This is a genomic window from Acinetobacter sp. YH12251, from assembly GCF_013417465.1.
In the GTDB taxonomy this organism is placed as follows: Bacteria; Pseudomonadota; Gammaproteobacteria; order Pseudomonadales; family Moraxellaceae; genus Acinetobacter; species Acinetobacter amyesii.
This window is the reverse complement of the sequence record NZ_VPDZ01000009.1, coordinates 27,819-51,931: the sequence shown is the minus strand read 5'-3', so window position 1 is coordinate 51,931 and position 24,113 is coordinate 27,819. Positions and strand designations below refer to the sequence as shown.

At 39.0% G+C, this 24,113-nt stretch carries 20 protein-coding genes; 11 read left to right on the top strand and 9 right to left on the bottom strand.

Features of this window, described 5'->3' with window-relative positions; genetic code table 11:
• Nucleotides 1-5 precede the first annotated feature (5 nt).
• Nucleotides 6-554, bottom strand: a complete 549-nt coding sequence (locus FTV27_RS09415) for a TetR/AcrR family transcriptional regulator (protein ID WP_180078199.1) — start codon at nt 552-554, stop codon at nt 6-8.
• A gap of 306 nt (nt 555-860) precedes the next feature.
• Between FTV27_RS09415 and FTV27_RS09410 the strand changes: the two genes are divergently transcribed.
• Nucleotides 861-1,064, top strand: a complete 204-nt coding sequence (locus FTV27_RS09410) for an NF038215 family lipoprotein (RefSeq protein ID WP_078192274.1) — start codon at nt 861-863, stop codon at nt 1,062-1,064.
• A 238-nt stretch (nt 1,065-1,302) separates the two neighbouring features.
• On the opposite strand, the gene FTV27_RS09405 is transcribed toward FTV27_RS09410, so the two are convergent.
• Nucleotides 1,303-1,761, bottom strand: a complete 459-nt coding sequence (locus FTV27_RS09405; RefSeq protein ID WP_180078197.1) for a DIP1984 family protein — start codon at nt 1,759-1,761, stop codon at nt 1,303-1,305.
• 171 nt (nt 1,762-1,932) lie between these two features.
• Here FTV27_RS09405 and FTV27_RS09400 point away from each other — a divergent pair, with 171 nt between their 5' ends.
• Nucleotides 1,933-2,556 carry a LysE family translocator gene (locus FTV27_RS09400; protein ID WP_180078195.1) on the top strand — a complete coding sequence of 208 codons (624 nt, stop codon included), beginning with the start codon at nt 1,933-1,935 and terminating at the stop codon, nt 2,554-2,556.
• A gap of 124 nt (nt 2,557-2,680) precedes the next feature.
• On the opposite strand, the gene FTV27_RS09395 is transcribed toward FTV27_RS09400, so the two are convergent.
• Together FTV27_RS09395 and metG are read right to left on the bottom strand one after the other, a co-directional pair.
• Nucleotides 2,681-4,225, bottom strand: coding sequence for an LA2681 family HEPN domain-containing protein (locus FTV27_RS09395; RefSeq protein WP_180078193.1), 1,545 nt, complete (start codon nt 4,223-4,225; stop codon nt 2,681-2,683).
• 64 nt (nt 4,226-4,289) lie between these two features.
• Nucleotides 4,290-6,350: a methionine--tRNA ligase gene (gene metG / locus FTV27_RS09390; RefSeq protein ID WP_180078191.1), complete on the bottom strand. Its 2,061-nt coding sequence runs from the start codon at nt 6,348-6,350 to the stop codon at nt 4,290-4,292.
• 170 nt (nt 6,351-6,520) lie between these two features.
• Between metG and FTV27_RS09385 the strand changes: the two genes are divergently transcribed.
• Together FTV27_RS09385 and FTV27_RS09380 are read left to right on the top strand one after the other, a co-directional pair.
• Complete coding sequence (locus FTV27_RS09385; RefSeq protein WP_180078298.1) at nt 6,521-7,315, top strand: hypothetical protein; 795 nt, start codon at nt 6,521-6,523, stop codon at nt 7,313-7,315.
• A gap of 278 nt (nt 7,316-7,593) precedes the next feature.
• Entirely contained in the window at nt 7,594-7,992 is a 399-nt protein-coding gene (locus FTV27_RS09380) for a hypothetical protein (protein ID WP_180078189.1), read from the top strand.
• Nucleotides 7,993-8,041: 49 nt separating this feature from the next.
• Here FTV27_RS09380 and FTV27_RS09375 read toward each other — a convergent pair whose 3' ends face one another.
• Entirely contained in the window at nt 8,042-8,380 is a 339-nt protein-coding gene (locus tag FTV27_RS09375; protein WP_180078187.1) for a hypothetical protein, read from the bottom strand.
• Nucleotides 8,381-8,727: 347 nt separating this feature from the next.
• Here FTV27_RS09375 and apbC point away from each other — a divergent pair, with 347 nt between their 5' ends.
• The gene (gene apbC, locus FTV27_RS09370; RefSeq protein WP_180078185.1) at nt 8,728-9,996 is read left to right on the top strand and encodes an iron-sulfur cluster carrier protein ApbC; all 1,269 of its coding nucleotides are present in this window, start codon (nt 8,728-8,730) and stop codon (nt 9,994-9,996) included.
• Between the two features lie 501 nt (nt 9,997-10,497).
• Here apbC and FTV27_RS09365 read toward each other — a convergent pair.
• From FTV27_RS09365 to FTV27_RS09355, 3 genes are read right to left on the bottom strand one after another with little or no spacing between them, the layout of a single operon-like run.
• Nucleotides 10,498-12,510 carry a TRAP transporter permease gene (locus tag FTV27_RS09365; protein ID WP_180034517.1) on the bottom strand — a complete coding sequence of 671 codons (2,013 nt, stop codon included), beginning with the start codon at nt 12,508-12,510 and terminating at the stop codon, nt 10,498-10,500.
• On the bottom strand, nt 12,507-13,001 hold the full coding sequence (locus FTV27_RS09360) for a DUF1850 domain-containing protein (RefSeq protein WP_227591861.1): 495 nt from the start codon (nt 12,999-13,001) through the stop codon (nt 12,507-12,509). Before FTV27_RS09360 ends, FTV27_RS09365 begins: the two co-directional genes overlap by 4 nt.
• Nucleotides 12,979-13,986 carry a TAXI family TRAP transporter solute-binding subunit gene (locus FTV27_RS09355; RefSeq protein ID WP_168379308.1) on the bottom strand — a complete coding sequence of 336 codons (1,008 nt, stop codon included), beginning with the start codon at nt 13,984-13,986 and terminating at the stop codon, nt 12,979-12,981. The genes FTV27_RS09360 and FTV27_RS09355 overlap by 23 nt, the downstream gene beginning before the upstream one ends.
• A gap of 437 nt (nt 13,987-14,423) precedes the next feature.
• Between FTV27_RS09355 and FTV27_RS09350 the strand changes: the two genes are divergently transcribed.
• The 6 genes from FTV27_RS09350 to FTV27_RS09325 all read left to right on the top strand — a co-directional run bounded on the left by FTV27_RS09350 (nt 14,424) and on the right by FTV27_RS09325 (nt 22,267).
• Nucleotides 14,424-15,017: a LysE family translocator gene (locus tag FTV27_RS09350; protein WP_180078183.1), complete on the top strand. Its 594-nt coding sequence runs from the start codon at nt 14,424-14,426 to the stop codon at nt 15,015-15,017.
• A 112-nt stretch (nt 15,018-15,129) separates the two neighbouring features.
• Nucleotides 15,130-15,699, top strand: a complete 570-nt coding sequence (gene dcd / locus FTV27_RS09345; protein ID WP_005008040.1) for a dCTP deaminase — start codon at nt 15,130-15,132, stop codon at nt 15,697-15,699.
• Nucleotides 15,700-15,943: 244 nt separating this feature from the next.
• Nucleotides 15,944-18,004 carry a hypothetical protein gene (locus FTV27_RS09340; RefSeq protein WP_180078182.1) on the top strand — a complete coding sequence of 687 codons (2,061 nt, stop codon included), beginning with the start codon at nt 15,944-15,946 and terminating at the stop codon, nt 18,002-18,004.
• 10 nt (nt 18,005-18,014) lie between these two features.
• A complete protein-coding gene (locus tag FTV27_RS09335) occupies nt 18,015-18,704 on the top strand; it encodes a hypothetical protein (RefSeq protein WP_180078180.1) in 690 nt (229 codons plus the stop codon).
• Between the two features lie 30 nt (nt 18,705-18,734).
• A complete protein-coding gene (locus FTV27_RS09330) occupies nt 18,735-20,915 on the top strand; it encodes a DUF6160 family protein (protein WP_180078178.1) in 2,181 nt (726 codons plus the stop codon).
• Nucleotides 20,916-20,965: 50 nt separating this feature from the next.
• Nucleotides 20,966-22,267: a hypothetical protein gene (locus FTV27_RS09325; RefSeq protein WP_180078176.1), complete on the top strand. Its 1,302-nt coding sequence runs from the start codon at nt 20,966-20,968 to the stop codon at nt 22,265-22,267.
• Nucleotides 22,268-22,329: 62 nt separating this feature from the next.
• On the opposite strand, the gene FTV27_RS09320 is transcribed toward FTV27_RS09325, so the two are convergent.
• A complete protein-coding gene (locus FTV27_RS09320; protein ID WP_078192260.1) occupies nt 22,330-24,045 on the bottom strand; it encodes a proline--tRNA ligase in 1,716 nt (571 codons plus the stop codon).
• Between the last annotated feature and the right edge of the window lie 68 nt (nt 24,046-24,113).

Here is a 24,113-nt window from a genome sequence, read left to right as displayed (position 1 = left end):
ACGTATTACCCGCAAATACCAAGTAGTAAAAATTCCACGGCACGTTTGGCGAGTTTTTCCTGATCTGCTTCGGTATGGCCTTGCAAAGCTGCCCGCAAAATAGAGGTGACCATGGCATAGTCCGCCGGTTTAAAGTCTGCTCGGCAGCGACCATTTTGAATGGCCTGATCAATCATCGGTTGCAATATGGCATCACGTCGTTGGTATATTTCAACCATGGCGGGATCATTCCGATCGATCACACGCCAATATTCCATTAAAGCCGTGAGATAGGGAATATTATAAATATGGTCTTGAATGAGGCGAATAAATCCATCATCGAACTGTGCATAATTAAGCGCACGCTGTTCAAGTCGGTTCAAGGCAGCTTGCATTAAGGCGAGTACCAACTCACGACGGTCATTAAAATTACGATAAAACGTCGCACGTCCAACTTGAGCCTGATCCATGATGAGTTGTAGAGGCGCATTGATTCCGTGAATACGGAATACCTCAATCGCAGCTTCTAAAAGGATTTCACGATTTTGTGCAGCGAGTTGTTGACGTGTGGACATTATTCTTTGACAGCATCATTTTAAATTTATCTAGATATTAAACGGACAAAAGTGTCCGAAGTAAAATCGTATTCGATAGCAGTTTTGTAACTTGTCTTCTATGTAGTTAAATAAAATGAATCAATTATTTATTTTTAAAAGGAAATATTTTTCTATCGGCATCAATCTGCATCCGCATTGGAAAGACCGTCGAGACATAATTACTGACAATTGACCCTAAATCGGCAGATAAATAAGGTGAATATCTGCACAAAAATGCTATGCTGAATTTATAAACAAGATAATTATAAAAATGGAGGGCGTCCAATGCGCAAATTAAGTCGGGCTGTGCTGCCTATGCTGTGCCTGTGCAGTTTTTGGATGGTTGGCTGTGATACGACAGACGAATTGCATCGTCCTCAAAATGAACATCGCACCATGATCATTGGCGGTGTCCCTGTAAATGACCATGACTATAAATTACCGCGTGACGATGTTGCGCTCAATGAAGCCGCTGCAGATGACGATTAGCAGATAGATCCGTAAAAAAATTAGGGTGGACATACTGTCAGTACACGGTAGTGAGACGTGACATGTAAAGAGTCACAGATGCAGTGTGCTACGTCAGATGTGTGAACATTTTGAAGTAGACGTCTTACTTCTGCAGTTTAGTTTGTTGGATTAAAGCCTTACAAACATTTAAAAAGGCTCTGTACTCGCCCAGTATGCCCGAACTGGAATGAACCGTGGTTCAAATGCTTAAATCAGGTCAATCTATCAGGTCTATTTGCCAATTGGATGCCTGAATTTCTAAGTTATTTTGTCTAAGTTGCTGACTAATGCTATCGGCCTGTTTCTGTAAATCTGCCACTGCAATGGTTTTAATCCAACGGATTTCACTCGAGCTATAACGACCATTTTCACGGCGTGAGCTGTCAATCGCTTGTTGCAAGATACGATGCTGCTGGGTCAATAAATCACGTTCATTGAGCACTGAAAGCATGCAGCGTCCTGAACCGGTTTTAGCTTGTGCATTGGTGGCGTGAATCTTTTCAATTAAACCATAAAGTTCTGTATTTACTGCAAATGCTTCTTGAATTAAAGCATTTGGTTCTTCGCTAGGTACATCACCTTCTTGAATGAGCACGTTGTTATTGATTCGTTGTTGCAGCGAGGCCAATTTAGTTTGTAAGTCACTGCGTAAAAGTAGGGCTTCGGCTAATTTCATTGTCTTGATATTAATTTGTACTTTTAGCGATCATGCGATGGATTAATGCAGTATTCAAGTTATTTATAGTGAAAAATTTGGTCAATTAAAATAAACACTGCAAATTATAGGGAGAAATTCAGAGATTCTGTCTGTAAAATTGCCACGAATTTAAGTGAAAACGGTGTGACAGTGGAATCATTTTGGATATTAGGCTCGATTGCGGCAGCACTATTACTTGGTGCAATGAGCCCGGGGCCAACGTCAATTTATGTGGCGAAGAATTCCATTGCGATTTCACGTAAACACGGTTTATTTACTGCACTTGGTACAGGTTTGGGCGCTGCAATATTTGGGCTTTTAGCGGTATTGGGTTTGCAGGCATTTTTATTGGCTGTACCTTCTGCATATTTGGCTTTAAAAATTTGTGGTGGTTTATATCTGCTTTGGATGGCATTTAAAATTATAAAACATGCCAAAGAACCGATTGAAGCAGGTGATGCCAGCAGCTCGCAAATGTCACTCCGTCGTGCATTTACCACTGGTTTAATTACCCAGTTGTCGAATCCGAAAATTGCAATTATGTTAGCCAGTATTTTTACGGCACTTTTACCGAAAGAGATTCCGACTTATTTCTACTTTGTATTGCCAGTTTTGTGTTTCTTTATCGATGCAGGCTGGTGCTCATTGGTCGCTGTGGCTTTGTCAGCAGAAAAACCCCGCAAAGTGTATTTGAAGTTTAAAGCGGGTTTTGATCGGGCAGCTGGGGCAGTGATGACAGTGCTTGGGTTAAAGCTGATTTTTGGAATGAAGTGATTGAACGAAGCAAAAAAGCCTCTTTGATAGAGGCTTTTTTATTGGGTTTATTTTTAAATTTACCATGAAATTCTCTCTCCTTTTAGGAGCTGAGAAGCACTTGCTTTGCAAGGGGGGATGGGTTTTAGTAAATTTGATCAAAATCTTTCTTGTGAACCGTAATTTCTATTGAATTCTCTCGATCAGATGGTTGTTTTTGGCGTAAATCTTCAACAATGGCGAATACAGTCGAAAAAATAGCAGATCTCGTAAATTGAAGTAAATTCTGAAGACTACTTTCAAACTCACTTATTTTTACATAAGTATGTGTCGTATCACTAGATAACTCAAATGAGTTTGGAACTAAAAATAAAATATGATGTTCTAGAGAATTTCTCCAAATTTTATAAAATCCAAATTGTCCATTTTTTTCATTCAGATCGTATATAAGACTATTAATTGCAATCAAAGCAAAATTTTCTTTTTCTTCAAGTTCTAATTTGTTTGTATGCCAAAAATTATTAAAAGCCGTATTTTTATTAATTGTTAACCCAAAATATTGGCAAAGGAAAATTGCTAATTTATCTAGAATAGAAAAACATAATCTAAAACAAGTTCTAAGTTTCTCCGATCTTATATTTATGATTTCATGTTCATCTAATTCTGAATAACAGCTTTCAAAATCAAGCTTGGAACTCTCGGTGAATTTAGATTCATAGTAGAGAACTCTAACCAATGAAAATTCAGCTTTAATTCGGTTTAAGTATTGTTCGTATTTGAGAATCTTTTGAGAAGAAATAACTCCTTCAAGTAATGTCAAACTATCTCGCTCATTGGCTATACATGAACAATACATGCCGTGAATATTCAAAGTTAAATTTTCTTTGATACACCATTGTCGGAATTCAGACATTGAGGAAATTTCTTTAGATGTCTCTAATTCGTCAATATCTAAATTTTTGGAACTTAATTGTTTGGTTAAATAATCTATCTTGTGATTGTAATAGGGTATCCAAGCTTTAGGGATTAACGGAGATTCGCTAGCAAATCTATATCCTTTTAATATTTCAATAATCATTTTTTCAGTGCGATGATCTAATAATTGATCGAATTGCTCTAAACATGATGTTCGATTTAGCCATGCTTGAGGATAGGGAGTATTTTTTTGAATTACGGAATTATAGAGTTGTAAGGCTTCCGAAAAACGAAATTGTTGTTTTAGAGTATTTGCAAGATTAATTATATTTTGCTGATATAAATCGTAGTCATTTTCTTTTTTAATTAATTTATATGCTTTCCAATATAGGTTTTTTACATCATTGTATAAATCTATATTATTAAAAGTTACTTTTTCTTCGGAATAGCCACAGTCATTTGCTAAGGATAATTTTCCATTTGCTAAATTATAATAATAGTTCATATTAGATTGAATTTCATAATACTCTGAGTTTTTTTCTAAAATTTGGATTCCTTTAGAAACGGCATTTTTATTTCTTAAAGATGTACCTACATCTATAAATTGCCCTGCTAAATTAAATAATAAATGTAATACTGTTTCGGTAGTTTCATACTTTCCAAGTTCAATTAACATCATCTCCGAACCTAACAATGCTTCATCATATTGTTCAATATCAATTGAATAAGAAATAGCATTTATTGCTTCATTGATTTTTTTTAATTCTAATTTCATTTGATTTACTTAAATAAAAAGCCCTACTAAGAATATAGCAGGGCTTCTTGTAAGTGTCTAAAAATTAAGAAACTTTATCGCCAGCTTTAGCACCTGTTTCAGGTGAAATCACCCAAACACCTTCGCCATTACCCGCAGCTAAAACCATACCGTTTGAAATACCAAAACGCATCTTACGTGGAGCAAGGTTTGCCACCATTACCACCAATTTGCCTTTAAGGTCTTCAGGTTGGTAGAACTCACGAATACCGCTAAACACGTTACGTGGTTCAGCTTCACCGACATTTAAAGTCAATTGAAGTAGCTTGTCAGAACCTTCAACGTGAGCTGCTTCTAAAACTTCAGCCACACGTAAGTCAACTTTCATAAAGTCTTCAATGCCAATAATTTCAGCTTCACCGACTTTAGGTTCAGGCTTTTTCTCAGCAGCTTTCTTCTCTTTTTTCTTCTCAGCTTTTGGTGCTTCCGCAGGTGCAGCTAAAGAATCTTTAGATGCATCAACCATAGCAGCAACCGCTTTCGGGTCTACACGCTGCATCAATGGTTGGAATTGAGCAATTTCATGATCCACCAAAATCGTTTTACCAGACGCAAAGTCGAAAGATTCTAATTTTAAGAAGCTTTGAACTTCTGCTGCCAAGGTAGGAAGTACTGGTGCAAGGTAAACAGCCAATTGACGGAATAGGTTAATACCTACTGAACACACGTCATGTACTTGTTGTTCTTCGCCTTCAATTTTCGCTAAAGCCCAAGGCTTTTTCTCGTCGATATATTGGTTGGCTTTGTCAGCAAGCGCCATGATTTCACGGATTGCCGCTGAGAATTCACGTGCTTCATATTGAGCAGCGATTGATGCACCTGCATCAATAAAGCTTTGAACTAACTCAGGCTCAGCACAAGTTGCAGAAAGTTTGTTATCAAATTTCGTATTGATAAACTTCGCACAACGGCTTGCGATGTTGACCACTTTACCAACAAGGTCTGAATTCACTTTTTGAACAAAATCATCAAGGTTCAAGTCAGAATCTTCAACTTTGTCAGAAAGCTTAGATGCAAAGTAGTAACGTAAATATTCAGGGTTTAAATGCTCTAAATATGTTTCCGCTTTAATGAACGTACCGCGAGATTTAGACATTTTTTGACCATTTACAGTCAAGAAACCGTTGACGAATAAGCTTGTTGGGGTGCGGTAGTTTGCACCTTCAAGCATTGCAGGCCAGAACAACGCGTGGAAGTAAACGATGTCTTTACCAATGAAGTGATACACCTCATTTTTAGAATCTTTTTTCCAGTAATCGTCAAAGCTCAAATCAGGACGTTTAGTCTTGATGTAGTTTTCAAAGCTCGACATATAGCCAATTGGCGCATCAACCCAAACGTAGAAGTATTTGTTTGGCGCATCAGGAATTTCAAAACCGAAGTAAGGCGCATCACGTGAGATGTCCCAATCAGACAAACCTGCTTCAAACCATTCATCGAGTTTGTTGGCAATTGACACAGGCAGACGGCCTTCGTCTCTTGTCCATTTTTGCAGGTATTCACCAAAGTTTGGCAGTTTAAAGAAGTAGTGATCTGAAGATTTTTCTACAGGTGTCGCACCGCTCAAAGTCGATTTTGGATTGAGTAACTCAGTTGCGTTGTAGGTTGTACCGCACACTTCACATGAGTCGCCGTATTGGTCTTCCGCTTTACATTTCGGGCATGTACCTTTAATGAAACGATCCGACAAGAACATTGCTTTTTCAGGGTCAAACAATTGCGTCACAGGGCGTACTGCAATGTTGCCCGCTTCACGGTTTTTGATATAAATCTCAGAAGCACGTGCTTGGTTTTCAGGGCTATTAGTTGAGTCGTAATGGTCAAAGTCAACTCTAAAGCCAGCAAAGTCACGTTCATGTTCTTTTTGCACATTGGCAATTTGCTGTTCAGGCGAAATACCATTGGCTTCCGCACGTAGCATAATCGCTGTGCCGTGAGCATCATCCGCACATACATAAGTCACGTTATGACCCATTGCACGCATGGCACGAACCCAAATATCAGCTTGGATATAACCGAGTAAATGACCCATATGAATTGGGCCATTCGCGTATGGAAGGGCGTTAGTAACTAAAATATTACGCACGGATATGACTCTCTCATTCGTATTTATGCAATGGGCTGTAATTTTACATGAGATAGCCAGTACTTGCACAAGGGAATAGGTGAAATCTTTGCAAAAGTAAAAAAATCTATATTGCTGACACAATTACAGTGATAATAGGCATAACTGTGATGCCTAAGAGTAACAAGCCCATGTATGAAGATGACTATGATGACGATCAGCCAATCACTCGTATTCCTCAAAATGAACAGCGTCATAAATTGGGGCATCACATTATTAAAGATGCGCAGCAATATTTAGAACAGATTTCTGCAGATGAGCATGCCTTACTGATTCAAACCCTGCGTCATTTGGCACAAGATGAGCCTTATTTCGATATTTTGGCCGATGAACTAGATCAGCCCATAGAAATGAAAGTAGCGAATGATGCTTTAAATTTATTGTATTTTTGGCAACTGCTTCATCAACATGAAGATCAAAAACAGTTTCATTTACTCGATGCGATTAACACCGAGTTTTTTCAGACAGAAATGTTGAAAGCCTTTGATGCCTTAGAGATTGGTGAAAATAAAGCGCAACGTCGTTTGGTTCTACTTGAAGCTTTTAAACTGTATAAGCTGAATTTCCATGCCGGTTGTATCCCTGTCTTGTATGCACAGTTAGAAGGCATTTTAACGGATGTACTGATTCAAACGGGCTTTTTAAAGCAGAGCGGTACCAAGTTTGTCGATGTCTATAAAATTGTACCGGGGCTTAAAGGCAGTGAAATTAAGAGTCTTTGGCATAAAGCAAAAATTGCCAATGAACTGAATCATTATTTTGCTGAATTAGCTGCTTATCAAATGGATAGCAGTTCAACAGTTGCGATGACGCGCCATAATATTTTACATGGAACAGAGCTTACCCATTTCAATCAAGGTCGTAGCTTTGTACTCTTTATTTGGTTATTTGCAGCAGTTAGTTTTATGAGCACAGTCAGCAAATAATCTTTTTATGTAGCGGTAAAGTGCGTCATTAGGGGCTTTACCGTTATTCCTTTTGCTTAATTTATATTGATGAATATCAATACAATAAAAATAGCCTTTATATTTTTCAATGATTTAATACATTTAAACTCGGATCAATTTTAAATCCTAAACTTATGCCAAAAAGTATAAATGCAACGTCATGTAGCTCAATTGTTTCTAAATGCATATTTTTAAGGTCATCCCGTCAAAGCACGTTATAACTATTGTTAGACAATAACAGAGAAGAGGCGAGAACGATGACAACTGAAAATAAAATTGATCAATTGAAAGATAAAGCGTCAGAATTGGGTGATGATCTAAAGCTCAAAGCCAAAGAAGCTCAGCTTGAAGGTGAAAAAGCCCTCGATGGTGCAAAGCATAAAGCTGAAGAGTTAAAACTCGAAGGCGAAAAAGCCTTAAATGATGCCAAGCATGAACATACCGAGCAGAGTAATGAAGCCAAAGATAAATTTGAGCATCTCAAGGCTGAAGCCAGTCACAAATTAGATGAAGCCAAAGTCAAAGCCGCCGAACTTAAACATGAGGCTGTCGAAAAATTTGATGAACTAAAAGTGCAGGCGACAGAGAAATTTGACGAGTTAAAAAAGAAAGCCTCTGACACACTGCATAAGTTTAAAAAAGATGACCAAGCTTAATTAGGTTTGATGAAAAAATCCGCTCTATCTTGAGCGGCTTTTTTAAATTTCATTGTTTTAATCCATCTAAATTTTCTGTCTTAATATTTTTGACTTGATCATCGACTATGGTAATCACATAGCGCATATTGGAAATTTCATAGGTGTAATCTACCGCTAGTTTCGCAGGCAGATTTTTCTCTTGCAGCGGATAAGACACCATTTTCATCGGAGAAGCTTGCATACGCGAGCGCATGAGATCGATGCTATCACCAATCGCCACAGTTTGTCGGTCAGGTGTTTGAATGGCTTCAGTCGCAATTTCTGCATAGGCTGCTGAAGTCAGGAGCATCAAGGCACATAAAGTCGTTTTATAAATATTCTTCTTATAGATAGTCTTCGGATACATCGTCATCCCCATTTTAAAAACTAAAAAGCACAAAATGTGCCTTTAGATAGCACATCCATTACTATGATTATTCTGTTGAAACGACTGAAATATAAACTGAAATTACGCTGTAAAAGTATGGTTGATATGTAATCAATTTAAAATTTAATGGCTTTGGTTTAGCCGCATAGATCAACTACAAGGGCATTTTAAGTGGCGCACGCTTGAAAACTTGCTTGAAAGCTGACTAAATTACTCAACTTTATAAGCTTATAGGGATAAGTCATTCATCTCCCTCTTACTCTGGGGCAGATGAACAGGTAAACTATCGCTATTATCTTTTGATGTTCCTGTTTGGAGACAACATAATGTCGTGGCTTTCTTCTCTAAAATCTGTGTTTTCACCCTCCCAAGAGGTGAAAGAAGAGGAAATCCAACAGGTTTTACAAAACTATGTACTTCCCAATTCAAATAATGCTTTAAAAGACCGTATTACACAGGTAAATGTGCAAGGTCAGATCTTGCAGATCACGATTAATACCTTTCCTTCAGAAGCCGATGACTTACAAAAAATTCATGATGATTTGGCCGATGCATTGGAAAAATGTGGCATCACAGAATTAAATATGCACGTGATTCAGCAAAAGACTGGACATACATCGGGTGGTTGCGGTCATCACCATGCAGAAGGTGAAAGCTGTTCTAGCCAAGAAAAAGCTGAAAGTTCAGCAGCAAAAAGCCAGTTACCTCCAGTTGTGGATGCGTCTGCGAAAACACCCGAAGCACCTGCCGAAGTTGATCCGAATGACCCACCGATTCAAAAAGCCGCTCCACAACAGCGTGATGTACCGAAACATCCACGCATTCAAAATGTAATTTTAGTGTCTTCAGGCAAAGGTGGTGTGGGTAAGTCAACCACGACAGTTAACTTAGCTTTGGCATTACAGCAATTGGGGCTAAAAGTTGGCGTTTTAGATGCGGATATCTATGGTCCAAGTATTCCAACTATGCTCGGTAACGCTGGCCGTACGCCTATGATTGAAGCTGAGCAATTTGTTCCCATCGAAGCCTATGGTATGGCTGTGCTTTCAATTGGTCACTTAACTGGAGATAACAATACGCCAGTGGCTTGGCGTGGGCCAAAAGCGACAGGGGCGTTAATGCAGCTCTTTAACCAAACTTTATGGCCTGATCTGGATGTATTGGTCATTGATATGCCACCAGGCACAGGTGATATTCAGTTGACGCTTGCACAGCGTATACCGGTGACAGGTGCTGTGATTGTGACGACACCACAAAACGTTGCATTAATGGATGCAACCAAAGGTATTGAGTTGTTTAACCGTGTACACATCCCCGTGATGGGCGTGGTTGAAAATATGTCGACCCATATCTGTTCAAACTGTGGACATGAAGAGCAAATCTTTGGCACAGGTGGTGGCGACCAACTTTCAGCCCAATACGACATTCCACTCTTAGGCCGTTTACCGCTGAACGTACAAATTCGTGAAAATGCCGATGCAGGGAAACCGTCCGTGATTGCTGGTGATGATGCTGCTGAAAGCTACATGGCGATTGCACAAAAAGTTGCAGATGCATTACCTCAGGCTGAAAAAGATAAAAACCGTATTTTCTAAGGGTGAACTGAAATTTAAGTTGATCGTATTAAAATCTGGCCTCGTGCCAGATTTTTTATAACGTGGTATTGGGAGTGTTTGAAAATTATGAGTACTGAACTTTAGACATTCAACGATGTCTATGAATTACACATCTAAAAAACGATTTGCACAATTTCTTATTTTTCCTGCGATTATAAGCCGTCTGCCAAGGATAAAATTCTTGAGGCATATCAAAGGATGTCGCGTTTGTACTTAGTTTTTACAAAATAGCTTTCACGATATTTCTATTATTTTGGCTAGGATCAATTCTTTGAACGGCAGTAACTGTACAAACGCATTGTGTCTTAGATTTTTTGCCAAATGTCCTCTGTTACAAGGGGCTTAGCATTGAAAAAATATAGAGGAACAAATAATTTTAAATATTATTTGAAGTCATTAAAACCCACCCATCAAATGAGGGTACGCCTTAGTCTAAGAAATTAAAAAGCCCGGTAATTACCGGGCTTTTTAATTGGTTTTTTAGGAGGAAAGAGACGGGTTTGCTTTACGTTTAGCAGTGATAATATTCACCGTAATTGCGATGATGACCATGATAATGCCTACAATATCTGTAATGGTTTCTGGAATAATCATACACAGCGCACCCACACCTAAAAAAATACGCCAGAACCAGTTGAGATAAGTCTTGAAATAACCTTCAACTGCGGAGCCTAAAGCGAGAATTCCTATCACTGAAGTGACAGTAATACTCACTATAGTTGTCCATGCAGGAAAGGCAAATTCTCGAGCATTGACTGCAACATTGGTGGTATCAATCATCAGCATGGCAGGGTTATAAACGAATAAAAATGGAACAATAAAACCAGCAAGAGATAGTTTTAAGGCCTGAAACCCAGTGCGCATTGGATCACCGCCTGCAATTCCTGCGCCCGCAAAGGCGGCAAGGGCAACTGGTGGGGTGATGTTTGCAAATAAACCAAAATAGAACACAAACATATGCGCGACTAATACAGGGATATCAAAGTTTGCGAGTGCTGGTGCTGCCATGGTGGCAGTAATGATATAGGCCGGAATAGATGGAAGCCCCATGCCTAAAATCATCGATGCAATCATGGTTAAAAATAAAGTGAGAAAGAGACTACCTGCACCTAAACTCATAATTGAAGAAGTCATTACTGAACCAAAACTTGTCAGACTTACTACGCCGATAATAATACCAACGACAGCACAAGCAGCCATCACAGATAATGATTGTTTGGCTCCATCAACGAGCGCATCTAAAATATCTTTTACACCCATTCGTGTTGATTTTCTTAAAGCTGCTACAAAGATGGTCAGGACGATGGTGTAGACAGCAGCATAGCTCACAGGAATATTTTGAAATAAGAAAAAGACCAGTGCCAAAATTGGAATAAGTAAATGTCCACGCTCTTTTAGAACTTCTTTTACTTTAGGTAAATCAGCTTTAGGTACGCCTTTCAGATCATCTTTACCCGCACGGAAATGAACTTGAGCCATGACGCCAAGGTAATACAATAAAGCAGGTAATAAGGCGGCTAGTGCAATTGTGCCATAACTCACGCCAGTTGTTTCGGCCATAATGAAGGCACTCGCACCCATGACTGGTGGCAAAATTTGTCCACCAACGGATGCACTGGCTTCAACGGCACCAGCAAAATTCTTGTGATAACCAATCTTTTTCATCAATGGAATAGTAAATGAGCCTGTACCAACAACATTGGCAACAGCAGTGCCATTAATACTGCCCATAAATCCACTTGAAATTACAGCAACTTTGGCAGGCCCACCTTGTTTATGTCCAGCCAGCGCCATGGCAAGATCATTGAATAATTTCCCCATACCTGATTTTGCAAGAAAAGCACCAAAAAGGATAAATAAGAAAATAAAGGTGACGGATGCACCAATTGCCGAAGAATATAAGCCTTCGGTTTTTAAATACATATGTCCGAAAATGTCGCTGATTGTATAAGGGCGAGTAAGTAATCGATCTGGCATCCAATCAAAGTGACTGATAAATGTATAGGTCAGGAAAATTAAACTTAAAATGGGCAACATCCACCCCATGACCCGGCGAGTTGCTTCTATGACTAATACCACACTCATAATTGCAAACGCGATATCTAAGGTATTTGGAATACCACCTCGAGTGGTCATAATAGATTGATATTCTTTCCATAAATATAAAAAACTGAAGATGGAAAGCAAAGCCAAGAACCAATCGAGAAGTGAAATATGCTGTCGGGAGCTTGTTTGACGAGCTGGATAGAGTAAAAAAATGAGTGCTAGGCCAATAGCGACATGGGCTGCACGCTGTATTAACTCAGGTAAAGGATTAAACGTAATAAATAAATGAAATAATGAATAAAAGATCGCTACAAATGCAACAAAGTAGGTAACAGATTTGCTCATATTGATTCGAGTAACAGATTCCCGATCAAATTTTTCTAATATGGCTTGTTGTTGTTTCTCATCGAGTTGTTCTAATACAACTTTATCTTCTTTGGAATTCATAGGCATTCTCCAATCCACCAAGACTTCCATTTGGGTTGATATTGAACCGAGATGTTGACCAAACTATAGTCTGGGTAACTTTGAAAAATAGACCAAATTTTTTGGTCAGCGAGGATCGTGCCTTGCATATTTCTAGAAATCACCCAGTTGATTTCATCTATATTTTGATTGACCCGCATTCTAATCACACCATTTTTTTGAAACTCAATGGGATAATTTGAGGGTGTACCTGCACCAAATGAAATCAAATCGGTGTGGCGCAGTAAAAACTTATTCTTTTGACGCTGATATTGTTCAGACCAAGCCGTCTTTTCTACTGAATGCTTCCACTGTAAATCAAATTGATCAGTTGAAATTTTGCATATATCAGTTTCAACTCTAACCTGCGTATACAGTGTTGGATAGCTAGCATAGATTAAGAAGAACAATATAAAAAATGCAGTATAAACTGCATTTTTTTGAAGCTTATTATTTTTTAGCCACTTCATCATAGTAGCGTTTCGCGCCTGGATGTAGAGGCGCTACAAGGCCTTGTTGAGCACCTTCAAGCGTGATTTCTGTTGCTGCTTGGTGTGAAGTTGCCAATTGAGGCAAACTGTCAAAGAAAGTTTTTGTTAGTTTGTAGACATCATCATCCGATATATCTGTGCGAACAACTAATGCATTTTTAATTGCGGCAGTTTGAATGTCCGCAGTATTGCCATATGTGCCTTTTGGAATAATCATCGGTAAGAAATAACTTTGATCTTTAGCTATTTCTTTGACTTTATCTGCATTGATTGAAACTAACTGTAGATCAAAGCTTTGTTGAAGTTCCATGAGTGATGAATTTGGAATGCCACTAGTCAGGAATGCAGCATCAAGCTTGCCACCTTTTAAAGCATCAGCGGCTTCAGCATAGCCTAAATAATCAACTTTAATATCTTTATAGGTGATTCCAAAACCATTCAACAGTGTACGTGCATTTACTTCTACACCTGAATTTTGTGCACCTACAGCGATACGTTTACCTTTCAAATCTTCGATATTTTTGATCCCTGATTTTTTAGAGGTTACGATTTGTACGTAGTTGGGATAAAGCGCTGCGACTTGGCTGACATTCTCAACTTTACCATTTGCGAAACTTCCTGTTCCGTTCAGTGCTTCTGTTAAGCTGTCACTCATAACAAATGCCATTTCAACTTTATTCTGTTTCAGAAGGTTTAAGTTTTCGACGGATGCACCTGTAGTTTGAGTCTTAGAATTTACACCAAAGGTTTTGTTATAAATTTCTGCAAGACTTGTCCCAATCACATTGTAAGGTCCTGATGCCCCACCAGTTGCAATGGTTACGAACTTGGTTTGAAGTTTGTCAGATGTAGCAGTTTCTGCGCTTTTTCCTTCCGTGGTATTTTTTGAAGTAGATTGATCATTTGAGCAAGCAGTAATACACGCCAAAGTAACCGAGAGTAACGTGAGTTTTGTCCATTGGTTCATAGAAACGTCCTTTTACACATAAATTTTGAATATTGATTTGATGAGCTTTAATTTTAATTTCCACTACTCAATTGAACATAACTTAATCAATTATTTTTGAAAAGTATTTTTTTTTGATTTTTTAGTCTCCAATAAATAATGGTTATGCGTAAGAATGGCATTGAGCTATATCGTTTATTTTAATAATATTTTGTTACGTGTAAAAACTGTAGGGTATACATGGAATCATGTGAAATTTCTATTAATAAATATAAGTTCAAGATATTTCTTTGAATTGTAAGGTGCTCTGAATGACTGTTCAGCTAAGGTTTTGTTTTTCTATTTAAGTTACTGAATTTATAATTAAATAAGGAGTTTTTTATAAGCGTTTCTATTTTTTATTTTGCTAATACGAAACAACTGAATTAATCTTCGCGGATTAAGTTTGAGGTCAAAGTATGATTTCATGGTTTTTTATTGGTCTAGTTATCAGTATTTTGTTAACGCCGGGACCAACCAATACGTTACTCGCATCTTCGGGTATTCAAGTTGGGCTACGTAAATCATTCCGACTCATTCCAGCGGAAGCTTTTGGTTATCTTATTTCGATTAGCCTATGGGGTTTTCTCATTGGTAAAATTTCCGTACATCTCCCTTTACTGCCGACCATTCTGAAATTGTTTAGTGCCGGCTATATTCTATTTTTGGCTATGCGATTATGGCGTACAGCAACTGTTGCTGAAAATTTTAATCAAAAGGGTATTCGTGCACGCGAATTGTTTGTTGCAACTTTATTAAATCCTAAAGCACTATTATTTGCATCTGCGATTTTTCCTGCATTGGCTTGGCAAAATGTGCAGTATTACGTAGCACACATGCTGATTTTCTTGCTGTTGATCGTTCCAATAGCATTCTTTTGGACTTTCCTCGGTTCAGTTTTGGCGTCGAATAAAATTAGTTGGCTCAATCAAGCCAATTTACAACGAACAGCGTCATTGGTCTTGGTTAGTTTTTCGATTCCACTGAGTTATTCTGCGATTTTAAAACTCTAAATTGATTTGAAAATGACTAAATCCGCTTAGTTCGGCAAAGCTTATTTTCATTAAGTCGGATTTCAGTTAAAGTACCACGCAATAATTGATTTAAGTTTTTGGATAGAGATAAATGGCTATTAAGTCTGATCGTTGGATTCGCGAAATGAGCGAAAAACACGGCATGATTGAACCGTATGCAGAAAACCAAGTCCGTTATGATGAAAATGGCGAAAAGCTTATTTCGTATGGCGTGTCGAGCTATGGTTATGACGTGCGCTGTGCTCGTGAATTTAAAGTCTTTACCAATGTTCATTCAGCAATTGTTGACCCTAAAAACTTTGACGATAAAAGCTTTATTGATATCGAATCAGACGTTTGTATCATTCCGCCAAACTCGTTTGCACTAGCACGTACAGTCGAATATTTCCGTATTCCACGTAATGTGTTAACCGTTTGTTTAGGTAAATCAACCTATGCGCGCTGCGGTATTATTGTCAATGTGACGCCTCTTGAACCAGAGTGGGAAGGTCACGTGACTTTAGAATTTTCGAATACAACCAACTTACCTGCACGTATATACGCGGGTGAAGGTGTCGCACAAATGTTGTTCTTCGAATCAGATGAAGTGTGTGAAACCTCTTATAAAGACCGTGGTGGTAAATACCAAGGTCAAACCGGTGTGACATTACCGAAAGCTTAATCCTTCGGATTGAGTTTAAAAAAGCGGGCGAATTAGCCCGCTTTTTTGTTGGGTCATTCATCGGAAAATAGACCATTCGGTGGGGAAGTTTTTGCAATTGAGTAATTATTCAGCATAATAAAAAGTTAAGTGACTGGTCTATCACAAGTCTCCATTTAAGGAATAAATGGACAATAACATCAAAGCCAGTTCTCAGGAATAAATATAAGAGAGATGCAGAGCATCTGATAAAAGGAAGGTCGAGATGACTCAATTCACCCAGGCTAAGTTATTCCGCCAGAGTTGCTTAGCAGCCGCAGTCAGCATTTTTGCTGCACCATCTGTTTATGCGCTTCAAGATTTATCAGATGAAGCACTTTCAGCCACAACTGGTGAAGGTGTTGCACTCACTTTAGAGAATTTCAAAATGGTCTTTCAAGGGCCAAATGACCGTTCTACGGCTTCTAGTTATGCGTCTGGTATGGTTGATCCTGGGAAAAACGATACAGGTTTTATTCGGATTATTCCTACAGGTGAAAACTATGAACAACTAGGGCAGCGTGCTTACGATAAAATCTACAAAGCAGCTTATGTTGATGCTTATCAGCAAGGCCGAGTTACGGGCTATAACGGTGTTTATGACTCCACTTTCTTAAGTTCTAAAAGCACCTATGAGACCAATAATGCTACACGTATTACCAATGAAACCATAGCAACATATTCAACAGAATATCGTGGCCGATTAGTACAGTCTTATCTTGAATCACCAACGATGAAGGCATATTACGATCAGCGTTATGCAGATTATTATGATGGTTCATCGGCTGGCTTATCTTTTGAAAACGATGGCACAACGAAAGAATCAATTACACCGTTCTTAAAAGAAAAGTCTCAAGCTGCCGCTTTAAAAAATACCTATGAAATGATTGAGTTACTATACGGTAACAATAGTACGGGTAATTTACCGACCACTTCGACATTTTATAAAAATTATGTCTCGGGAAAAATTACACGTTCAAATATTATTGATACAACAAAAGATGCTCAGTTAAATGCCAAAGCTGCAGAAACCCTCAATCAGTTGGCAACGGACTATGCCAAGCTTGAAGCTCAAAAGGCAAGCGATGCAGCATTAGCAACCGTGAAGAAAAATGCTGAGATTACAGCAAAACAAATTGCTTCGACTGCGACCGTATCGAGTCTCAGATCGAAAGCAGATGTATTTATATATGGTTTAGCCCTGTCCAATAGCAAAGATAAAAATGGCAAAAGTTCATTAGCAACGCGCTATACAGACCAAGGATTTAATTGGGGTACAGCAGAAAACCCATGGCTTTTCCATGCGGGGAATCAAGATGTTGAACAATTTGCGAAAGATAATAAGGGGAATGTTGGTTACTTAGCGATTGAGGCACCATTAAAGAAAATTGCGGCAGATGATGCATCTAACAACATCAAGCTTGGTTTGTGGATGGATGTATTTTCACGGTCTTTAAATTCAAGTAATGTCGTCGATCCGATTACCGGTGCGCCGACCAGTGGCTTAGATAAAGATTATCGGTTACGGACTCAAATTGTTGCGAATGGTTTGAGTTTTAATGGTTCACAAGTTCGAATTTTTCAAACCCTAAAATCAACAAATACCAACTATAACCAAACTTTAGGTTTAGCCAGTTTAATTCGTATTAATACCAATGATCGTGCTGAGTCACTGAGTATCAATGACGGTGATTTGGATGCTCGCGGTATGCGTATCAGTACAGCTGCACGCTCCGAACTGGATGATGGTACTGCAGCGACACCAGCGATGGATCGATCTGCAGCTCCAATCTTTCATGAAACTGAAGGTCTATATTTATATAGCCCAAATATCAATTTAGTTTTAGGAAATATGTATCAGCCCTTTATTGTGGGTTCAGAAGGTCGAAATATTATTCTGGAAGTAACTCGTATTCCAAATGTACCTTCTATTTACAGTAAAATTTATACTTACTATACGGATATCCCGGGTAATACCACAGGTACATCGGGTTTAACCGCTGCTGACTTTAAAGGTTCAACCTGTAACGTCTATAGTTGTGGTACGGAGTTAAAAGCAAACTCTTCAGATGCGACAGCACTATATCAAGGGCGTAATGCAACACATAGTAGTATTGCAATCGGTACAGTAGAGCGCTTGCCTGGTAATCTGCTGAATGCAAAAAGTACGGATACGGCGACAGGTGTGGTCTTTAAAGGTGTCAATGGACAAAGCACGAATTTAGGATCTGTTGCCATAGATGGCGTATTGATTCAGCACTTAAAAATAAGAACAACAGGGCTGTAGGAGAAATTAAATGTATAAAATTTTATGCGCTGTTGTTTGTGCTGCACTGACACAAACTCATGCAGGCTTAGTGTCTATGGATAATACCGAACTCACTGCTGCAACAGGTCAAGGCGGTGCTGATCTCAGTTGGACACTTTCATTAAACCATCAATACGCCAATGATATGTCGAAAAACCACATTTCTATCATGGATGCGAATGGAAAAACGACTCAAGCTTTTTATGGATATCAATGTTCATCCAATGAGTTTTGTCGCTTAGCACTTGCGCCCAATAATCATGTGGATGCAAATGGTAATAAGAAATGGTTGGTGTTTAAACAGTTTCAAGGAACGTTACAGATCGATCAATTTTCACTAGATGGTGTGACGATTATCAATCGTGAAGGCAATCCACAAACGGCTATGCAGTTGACATTTTATGATGATAAGCCATTAAAAATTAGAAATTTAGGTTTTGCTACGTTGGCGGTGGAAACAGGGACGACAGGTAAGGAAGGTTATGAAAATACCAGTACTTATACGACCTATACCGAAAAGAAAGCTGATGGAACAACTTCAACTTTAGCAGTGCCTGATTTTGATCGTGGTTCAGAACAAGGATTTATGGGTGTTAATGTGCATGGCAACATGCACATGAGTGGAAAGTTAAACATCTTCAGTTTTAACTGCACTGGAAATGGTGCAGGTCGCTGTTAATCAGCTGTGACTGAATATAAGGATATAGTGATGAAAAAAATAACAACTTTAACGGCACTCGCAACCAGTATTTTACTTGCTCAACACGCCTATGCTTTTGAAGCGATGACCGATGAAAGCTTGGGTGCAGTTACTGGCCAAGATGGTATTTCGATTACCCATGAAGTTTCTAGAGTCAAAGTTGATCAGTTAAATTGGGTTGACCCAACTGACCAAAATAAGATGAAAATGGGTTTGCACAATGTGCAAATAGATGGCGTTGGACAAAGCACCATTACATCAAAATTAGATTTTGATGTCGGGACTACGGATGCTGGTGTAGGCATGCGTATAGTTGCGAGTGTCAGCCCATTTACGGCTGTTGCACAAAATATTATGTTGCTGTGTCAAGGCACAACGTGCCAAACGCCTACACAAAATTTAGGTTCACTTACGATTGCAACATCTTCACCTTTAAAGGTATTACTTGAAACCAGCAATGGTCTATTTAACCGTAATGATACGGCGTATATGGAATTTCAATTGCAAAATGCCAGCATTAGTCATGGTATGAATGGACATAGTGTAACCTTAAAGGACTTTAACTTTAACTTTGCGGGTTCAGGTTACATGTATGTTGCAGCTGATGAAGGCATTGTTCTCACCACAAAATCCACAGGGAGCAAAGACCATACGGTCAATTTGGGGCGGGTCAAGGACACTTCAGATGTACATAGCTCACGTAGCGATGCTACAAACCCCGGCGTTAATATCGATTTACGATACGGTACCGATGGTGGTGCACAGCGCAATTTAATTCGTATGGGAGCATCGGGTGCTGTCACTAATGCACGAGTTGCCTTAAATGCCAATCAAGAAGGAATTAAAGATTTTGGTCTAGCAACGAAAGCTTCAGGATATGAGTCCGTTGGTTCAGGTGGTTTACATTTAGGTGTGCGCGCGGATTTCACTTCAAAAGATGATCCGAGTCTTGTTGCAGGTCAAGCACCGACAACCTTAGAAATTGGCCATACGGGTATTGGTAGTTATGCCATTGAATTTTCTAATTTAACGTCTTTAGTTGCTGATAAAAATGCCTATATTGATTTTGGCGATATTTATATCAATACCATTCAAGCAAAAAGCCTTGATTTTCTGGTAAATGATAAATTAAAAGCGACATTAGGTTTAACCAATAATGTTTTAACCCAGAATCTGTCAAATCAAACGGCGGGTGGAAATTTTGCACTTGTGGCGATTCGTGGTATGGATTTTCAGTCCATCGCGCGTACCGCACGATTTATTTCGGATAACTCAATTGCTGCAATTGCAAGTAATGACAACAGTTGGGGGATTGGTATCCCGATTTATAATATGAATGCCAACGTTGCATTATCAGAGAAAAAATACAGTTATAAAAATGCGGCTGAAAAATCAGGTATTGGCTATAACCTTGTGATGAGCACAGATGGTTATGGTGTTGATAAAAAAACAGGAACGCCAAGTACAACATCCATTATTTTGATTGATGGTAAAAAAGGTATTAATGGTCAAGAAGTCAATTATTATGCAGGCTTAAGAAACATCAATGCACTTATTCAATCTGATGGTGTGATTGGTTATGAAAATGATGGCATCTATGTACGTGCAGATAATTTATTGATTGCAGCTAATGCCGAGTTAGCGATTGGTCAACTTCCGGGTTCAACCTATAACTGTGCGACTACAGCTTCTGCCAAATGTGGGACTACAGTACCTTTAGATAATTTCTCTAAACGTGATGATGTGTTGACGAATATTGCGTTTAAACTTGATGGTAAAGGTGAGCTATTTATAGTACCGGGTCTAAATGACAGTGCAGAAAATAATTATTTATCTTTCCGTGGAAGCTTTGAATTTAAAGCATTAACTGATGCTGAAAAGAAAGATCAAAAAGTTATGGGAAGCTATTTAAGTTTGATGAATGAAGATGTAAATGCCAGCGGTGTCGTTTCAGCTTCAAGTATCAATATTAATAAAATGCAGGGCGATCTAGGCTTTGATGCTCGAATTAAAATGAAACAAGATTCGGTAGAGTTTGATAATCAGGTAAAATTCAATCCAACCAATAATATGTCTAAAGCGTTTCGTGCAGAAGTTTCGATGTTAACAAATGGCAATATGCAAAAGATGGCGGATATTGCCCTAACCGGTGGAACAATGCGAAGTACGATGGGGATTACTCCACGCTAGTAAAATTAAATCAATAAGAAATAAATAAAATAACGAACAGGGAATTTGTTATGAAAAAGAAGTTAATCAGAGGTTTGATATTCTCGACATTTGCGATGAGTAGCTTATCTCATGCAATGATGGCTTTAGATGATGAAAGCTTATCAAAAGTTGATGGTCAAGCTTTACTCTCCATGGAATATACGCAGGGGTATAATTCTGTGGATGAGAGTGGACAAGCCGTTGACCAATCCAAAGTTGGCTTTTATAAACTTGGTTTGGAAGCTGAAATGGAGCTCAATGCTAATATTAAAAAGCTCCAATTGGGTTGTGGTGGTGCAAATGGCTCAGGTGCTTGTGATATTGATATTGATCATATTTCACTGAGTGGATTGCCTGCAAATAGCAATTATACGTCGGATGAACGTGCGGCAACTTCTGCTTTGCTGACCAATCCTTTTATCGAAATTGCAATTAAAGATCCGAAATCAGCTGCAACACGTGAAGTGATGGGCTTTCGTTTGAGCGCTGAAAAAATTTCTGGATTAATGACGTTAGGTACAGAAAATAGCAATACACCCAATGGTATCAATACCTTTAGTGGTTATATGAAAACAAAAGCGTCTGCGGGTGTTGCAACAACTGCCGAGCGTGTGATGGACTATGCTTCTACGCAGCAATATATTGAAGGAGCAGTTAAGGGGACATTATTTGGTGCTGAAGTTGATCTACCGCTTCACTACAAATCAGATAATTATTCCTTTAATTTAAAATCAACCACAGCTCCTTTTACGATTCCAGCCACTGTTGTAAGTGGGAATCGAATGACAGATGTACAGTTAAAGGGTACAGGAACTGTTGATCGTCTAGATTTTAGTGGTCCATTAGTAGCTCAAATCTCTCTACTCGGTTTAAACATTAATTTGGATAAAGATGTGACGGGGTATCTTACTGGGCTAAAAACCGATATTACGGTAAATCAAAGTTTAGGTTTGATTCACGCACTATATTTAAATAACCCTGCTTCGCTTTCTTTGCAAGCTCAAAAAATACTCTGGCCTGGTGCTGCAGTCGCAGCAGAAAGAGGGTGGTGGTTGGCGATGGAAGATGAAGTTGATTTGGGCAGTATTACACCATCAGATAAAGTGGCGATTACAGATGAAGTGTTGAAACAAACGATCGCCGGAATTAACCATGACCTAAGTACCAATGTTCGTAACTGTGGAGATTTACTCTTTGGTTGTGTTGCAGGTTCGGCTTTAGATGTTAAAGAGATTAAAAACCCGTCATTAATTGATTTCCCATTAACCAATTTGAAACTTTCTGGACAGGAGTTTCGTTCTAACTGCTTCGGGGGGCTGAAATTCTGTTAAGGCTTAAAATATTTGACATAAAAAATCCCGCACGTAGCGGGATTTTTTATGTTTAGCGCAAATTATTTTGCAATTTTCGCTAAAAGGTCTTCTTTACTGAGGTTGCTTGATTCTTCATCACGGCGACCTTTGTACTCAAATGTACCAGCATCCAAACCTTTCTCGCCAATGACAATACGGTGTGGAATACCTGTTAACTCGATATCAGAGAATTTAACACCAGGACGCTCATTACGATCATCAAGAAGAACATCATAACCAGCAGCAGTTAATTCTGCATACAGTGCTTCAGCTGCTTCCATTGTACGTGGTGACTTATGCGCATTCATTGGCACAATAGCAACTTCGAAAGGAGCAATTGCAGACGGCCAAATAATACCTTTGTCATCGAAGTTTTGTTCAATCGCAGAAGCAACAACACGAGTTACACCAATACCGTAGCAACCCATAGTCACAACGAGAGGTTTGCCATCTTCACCTAAAACTTTGCAGCCAAGCGCTTCAGAGTATTTTTGACCCAACTGGAAGATATGACCAACTTCGATACCACGTTTAATCAAGATTGTACCTTGACCGTCTGGAGAAGGGTCACCTTCAACAACATTACGAAGGTCATAAACTTCGGTGTATTGTGCATCACGTTCCCAGTTTACACCTACAGCATGTTTATCGACTTGGTTTGCACCAGCAACAAAGTCTGAAAGTACAGACGCTGCACGGTCAACAATAACGGTAATGCCTTTTTCGGTTAAGCCTTGAGGGCCACAGAAACCAGCAGTTAAGCCTAAGTCAGCTAATTGTGCTTCAGTTGCAAAAGTTAAAGGAGCAGCAATTAATGGGTGTTTTTCTGCTTTAATTTCATTCAGTTCATGGTCGCCACGTAGGAACAAGGCAACCACTGGTGCAGCTTTACCTTCTTCAGCAACACCTTGGACCAATAATGCTTTGACAGATTGAGTAGGGTCTGATTTAAGGAATTCAGAAACCTCAGCAATGGTTTTCTGATTTGGTGTATCAACAATTTCAAGTGCTTTAGTCGGAGCAGCACGTTCACCTACTAATACTGCTTCCGCCATTTCTACGTTAGCAGCATAATCTGACTCTGTAGAGAATGCGATGTCATCTTCGCCGCTAGACGCAAGGACGTGGAATTCGTGTGAACCAGAACCACCAATTGAACCTGTATCCGCTTGAACTGGACGGAAATTTAAACCTAAACGCGTGAAAATCTTGCAGTAAGCTGCATACATCTTGTCATAGGTTTCTTGTAAAGAAGCTTGGTCAACATGGAAAGAATAGGCATCTTTCATGATGAATTCACGTGAACGCATCACACCGAAACGAGGGCGGATTTCGTCACGGAATTTGGTTTGTACTTGGTAGAAGTTTGCAGGCAATTGCTTATAGCTTTTCAATTCATTGCGAGCAAGATCTGTAATCACTTCTTCATGTGTAGGGCCAAGTACAAAGTCATTGTTATGACGGTCTTTAAAACGTAAAAGTTCTGGACCATATTGTACGAAACGACCTGATTCTTCCCATAAAGATGCGGGTTGAGTGACAGGCATCAGGACTTGAAGTGAACCAGCACGATCCATCTCTTCGCGGATAATCGCTTCAACTTTATTTAATACGCGAACGCCCATCGGCAGCCAAGTGTATAAACCTGAAGCCAATTTACGAATCATCCCGGCACGAAGCATAAGCTGATGTGAAATAACTTCAGCATCGTTTGGGGTTTCTCTTAACGTTGCAAATAAAAAGCGACTCGCGCGCATGGAAACTGTCCTAAAAAATTAAGCGTTAAAGTGGAGAGTATACAATAAAAAATGAGGTGAACATTTTC

Bases quoted from the DNA above. Each gene is read 5' to 3' on its own strand.
- FTV27_RS09350 (WP_180078183.1), top strand. From the start codon at position 14,424: ATGATTTCATGGTTTTTTATTGGTCTAGTTATCAGTATTTTGTTAACG.
- FTV27_RS09360 (WP_227591861.1), bottom strand. From the start codon at position 13,001: ATGATGAAGTGGCTAAAAAATAATAAGCTTCAAAAAAATGCAGTTTAT.
- FTV27_RS09380 (WP_180078189.1), top strand. From the start codon at position 7,594: ATGACAACTGAAAATAAAATTGATCAATTGAAAGATAAAGCGTCAGAA.
- FTV27_RS09340 (WP_180078182.1), top strand. From the start codon at position 15,944: ATGACTCAATTCACCCAGGCTAAGTTATTCCGCCAGAGTTGCTTAGCA.
- FTV27_RS09320 (WP_078192260.1), bottom strand. From the start codon at position 24,045: ATGCGCGCGAGTCGCTTTTTATTTGCAACGTTAAGAGAAACCCCAAAC.
- FTV27_RS09385 (WP_180078298.1), top strand. From the start codon at position 6,521: ATGTATGAAGATGACTATGATGACGATCAGCCAATCACTCGTATTCCT.
- FTV27_RS09325 (WP_180078176.1), top strand. From the start codon at position 20,966: ATGAAAAAGAAGTTAATCAGAGGTTTGATATTCTCGACATTTGCGATG.
- dcd (WP_005008040.1), top strand. From the start codon at position 15,130: ATGGCTATTAAGTCTGATCGTTGGATTCGCGAAATGAGCGAAAAACAC.
- FTV27_RS09330 (WP_180078178.1), top strand. From the start codon at position 18,735: ATGAAAAAAATAACAACTTTAACGGCACTCGCAACCAGTATTTTACTT.
- FTV27_RS09375 (WP_180078187.1), bottom strand. From the start codon at position 8,380: ATGTATCCGAAGACTATCTATAAGAAGAATATTTATAAAACGACTTTA.
- FTV27_RS09335 (WP_180078180.1), top strand. From the start codon at position 18,015: ATGTATAAAATTTTATGCGCTGTTGTTTGTGCTGCACTGACACAAACT.
- FTV27_RS09405 (WP_180078197.1), bottom strand. From the start codon at position 1,761: ATGAAATTAGCCGAAGCCCTACTTTTACGCAGTGACTTACAAACTAAA.
- FTV27_RS09365 (WP_180034517.1), bottom strand. From the start codon at position 12,510: ATGAATTCCAAAGAAGATAAAGTTGTATTAGAACAACTCGATGAGAAA.
- FTV27_RS09415 (WP_180078199.1), bottom strand. From the start codon at position 554: ATGTCCACACGTCAACAACTCGCTGCACAAAATCGTGAAATCCTTTTA.
- FTV27_RS09395 (WP_180078193.1), bottom strand. From the start codon at position 4,225: ATGAAATTAGAATTAAAAAAAATCAATGAAGCAATAAATGCTATTTCT.
- FTV27_RS09355 (WP_168379308.1), bottom strand. From the start codon at position 13,986: ATGAACCAATGGACAAAACTCACGTTACTCTCGGTTACTTTGGCGTGT.
- apbC (WP_180078185.1), top strand. From the start codon at position 8,728: ATGTCGTGGCTTTCTTCTCTAAAATCTGTGTTTTCACCCTCCCAAGAG.
- FTV27_RS09410 (WP_078192274.1), top strand. From the start codon at position 861: ATGCGCAAATTAAGTCGGGCTGTGCTGCCTATGCTGTGCCTGTGCAGT.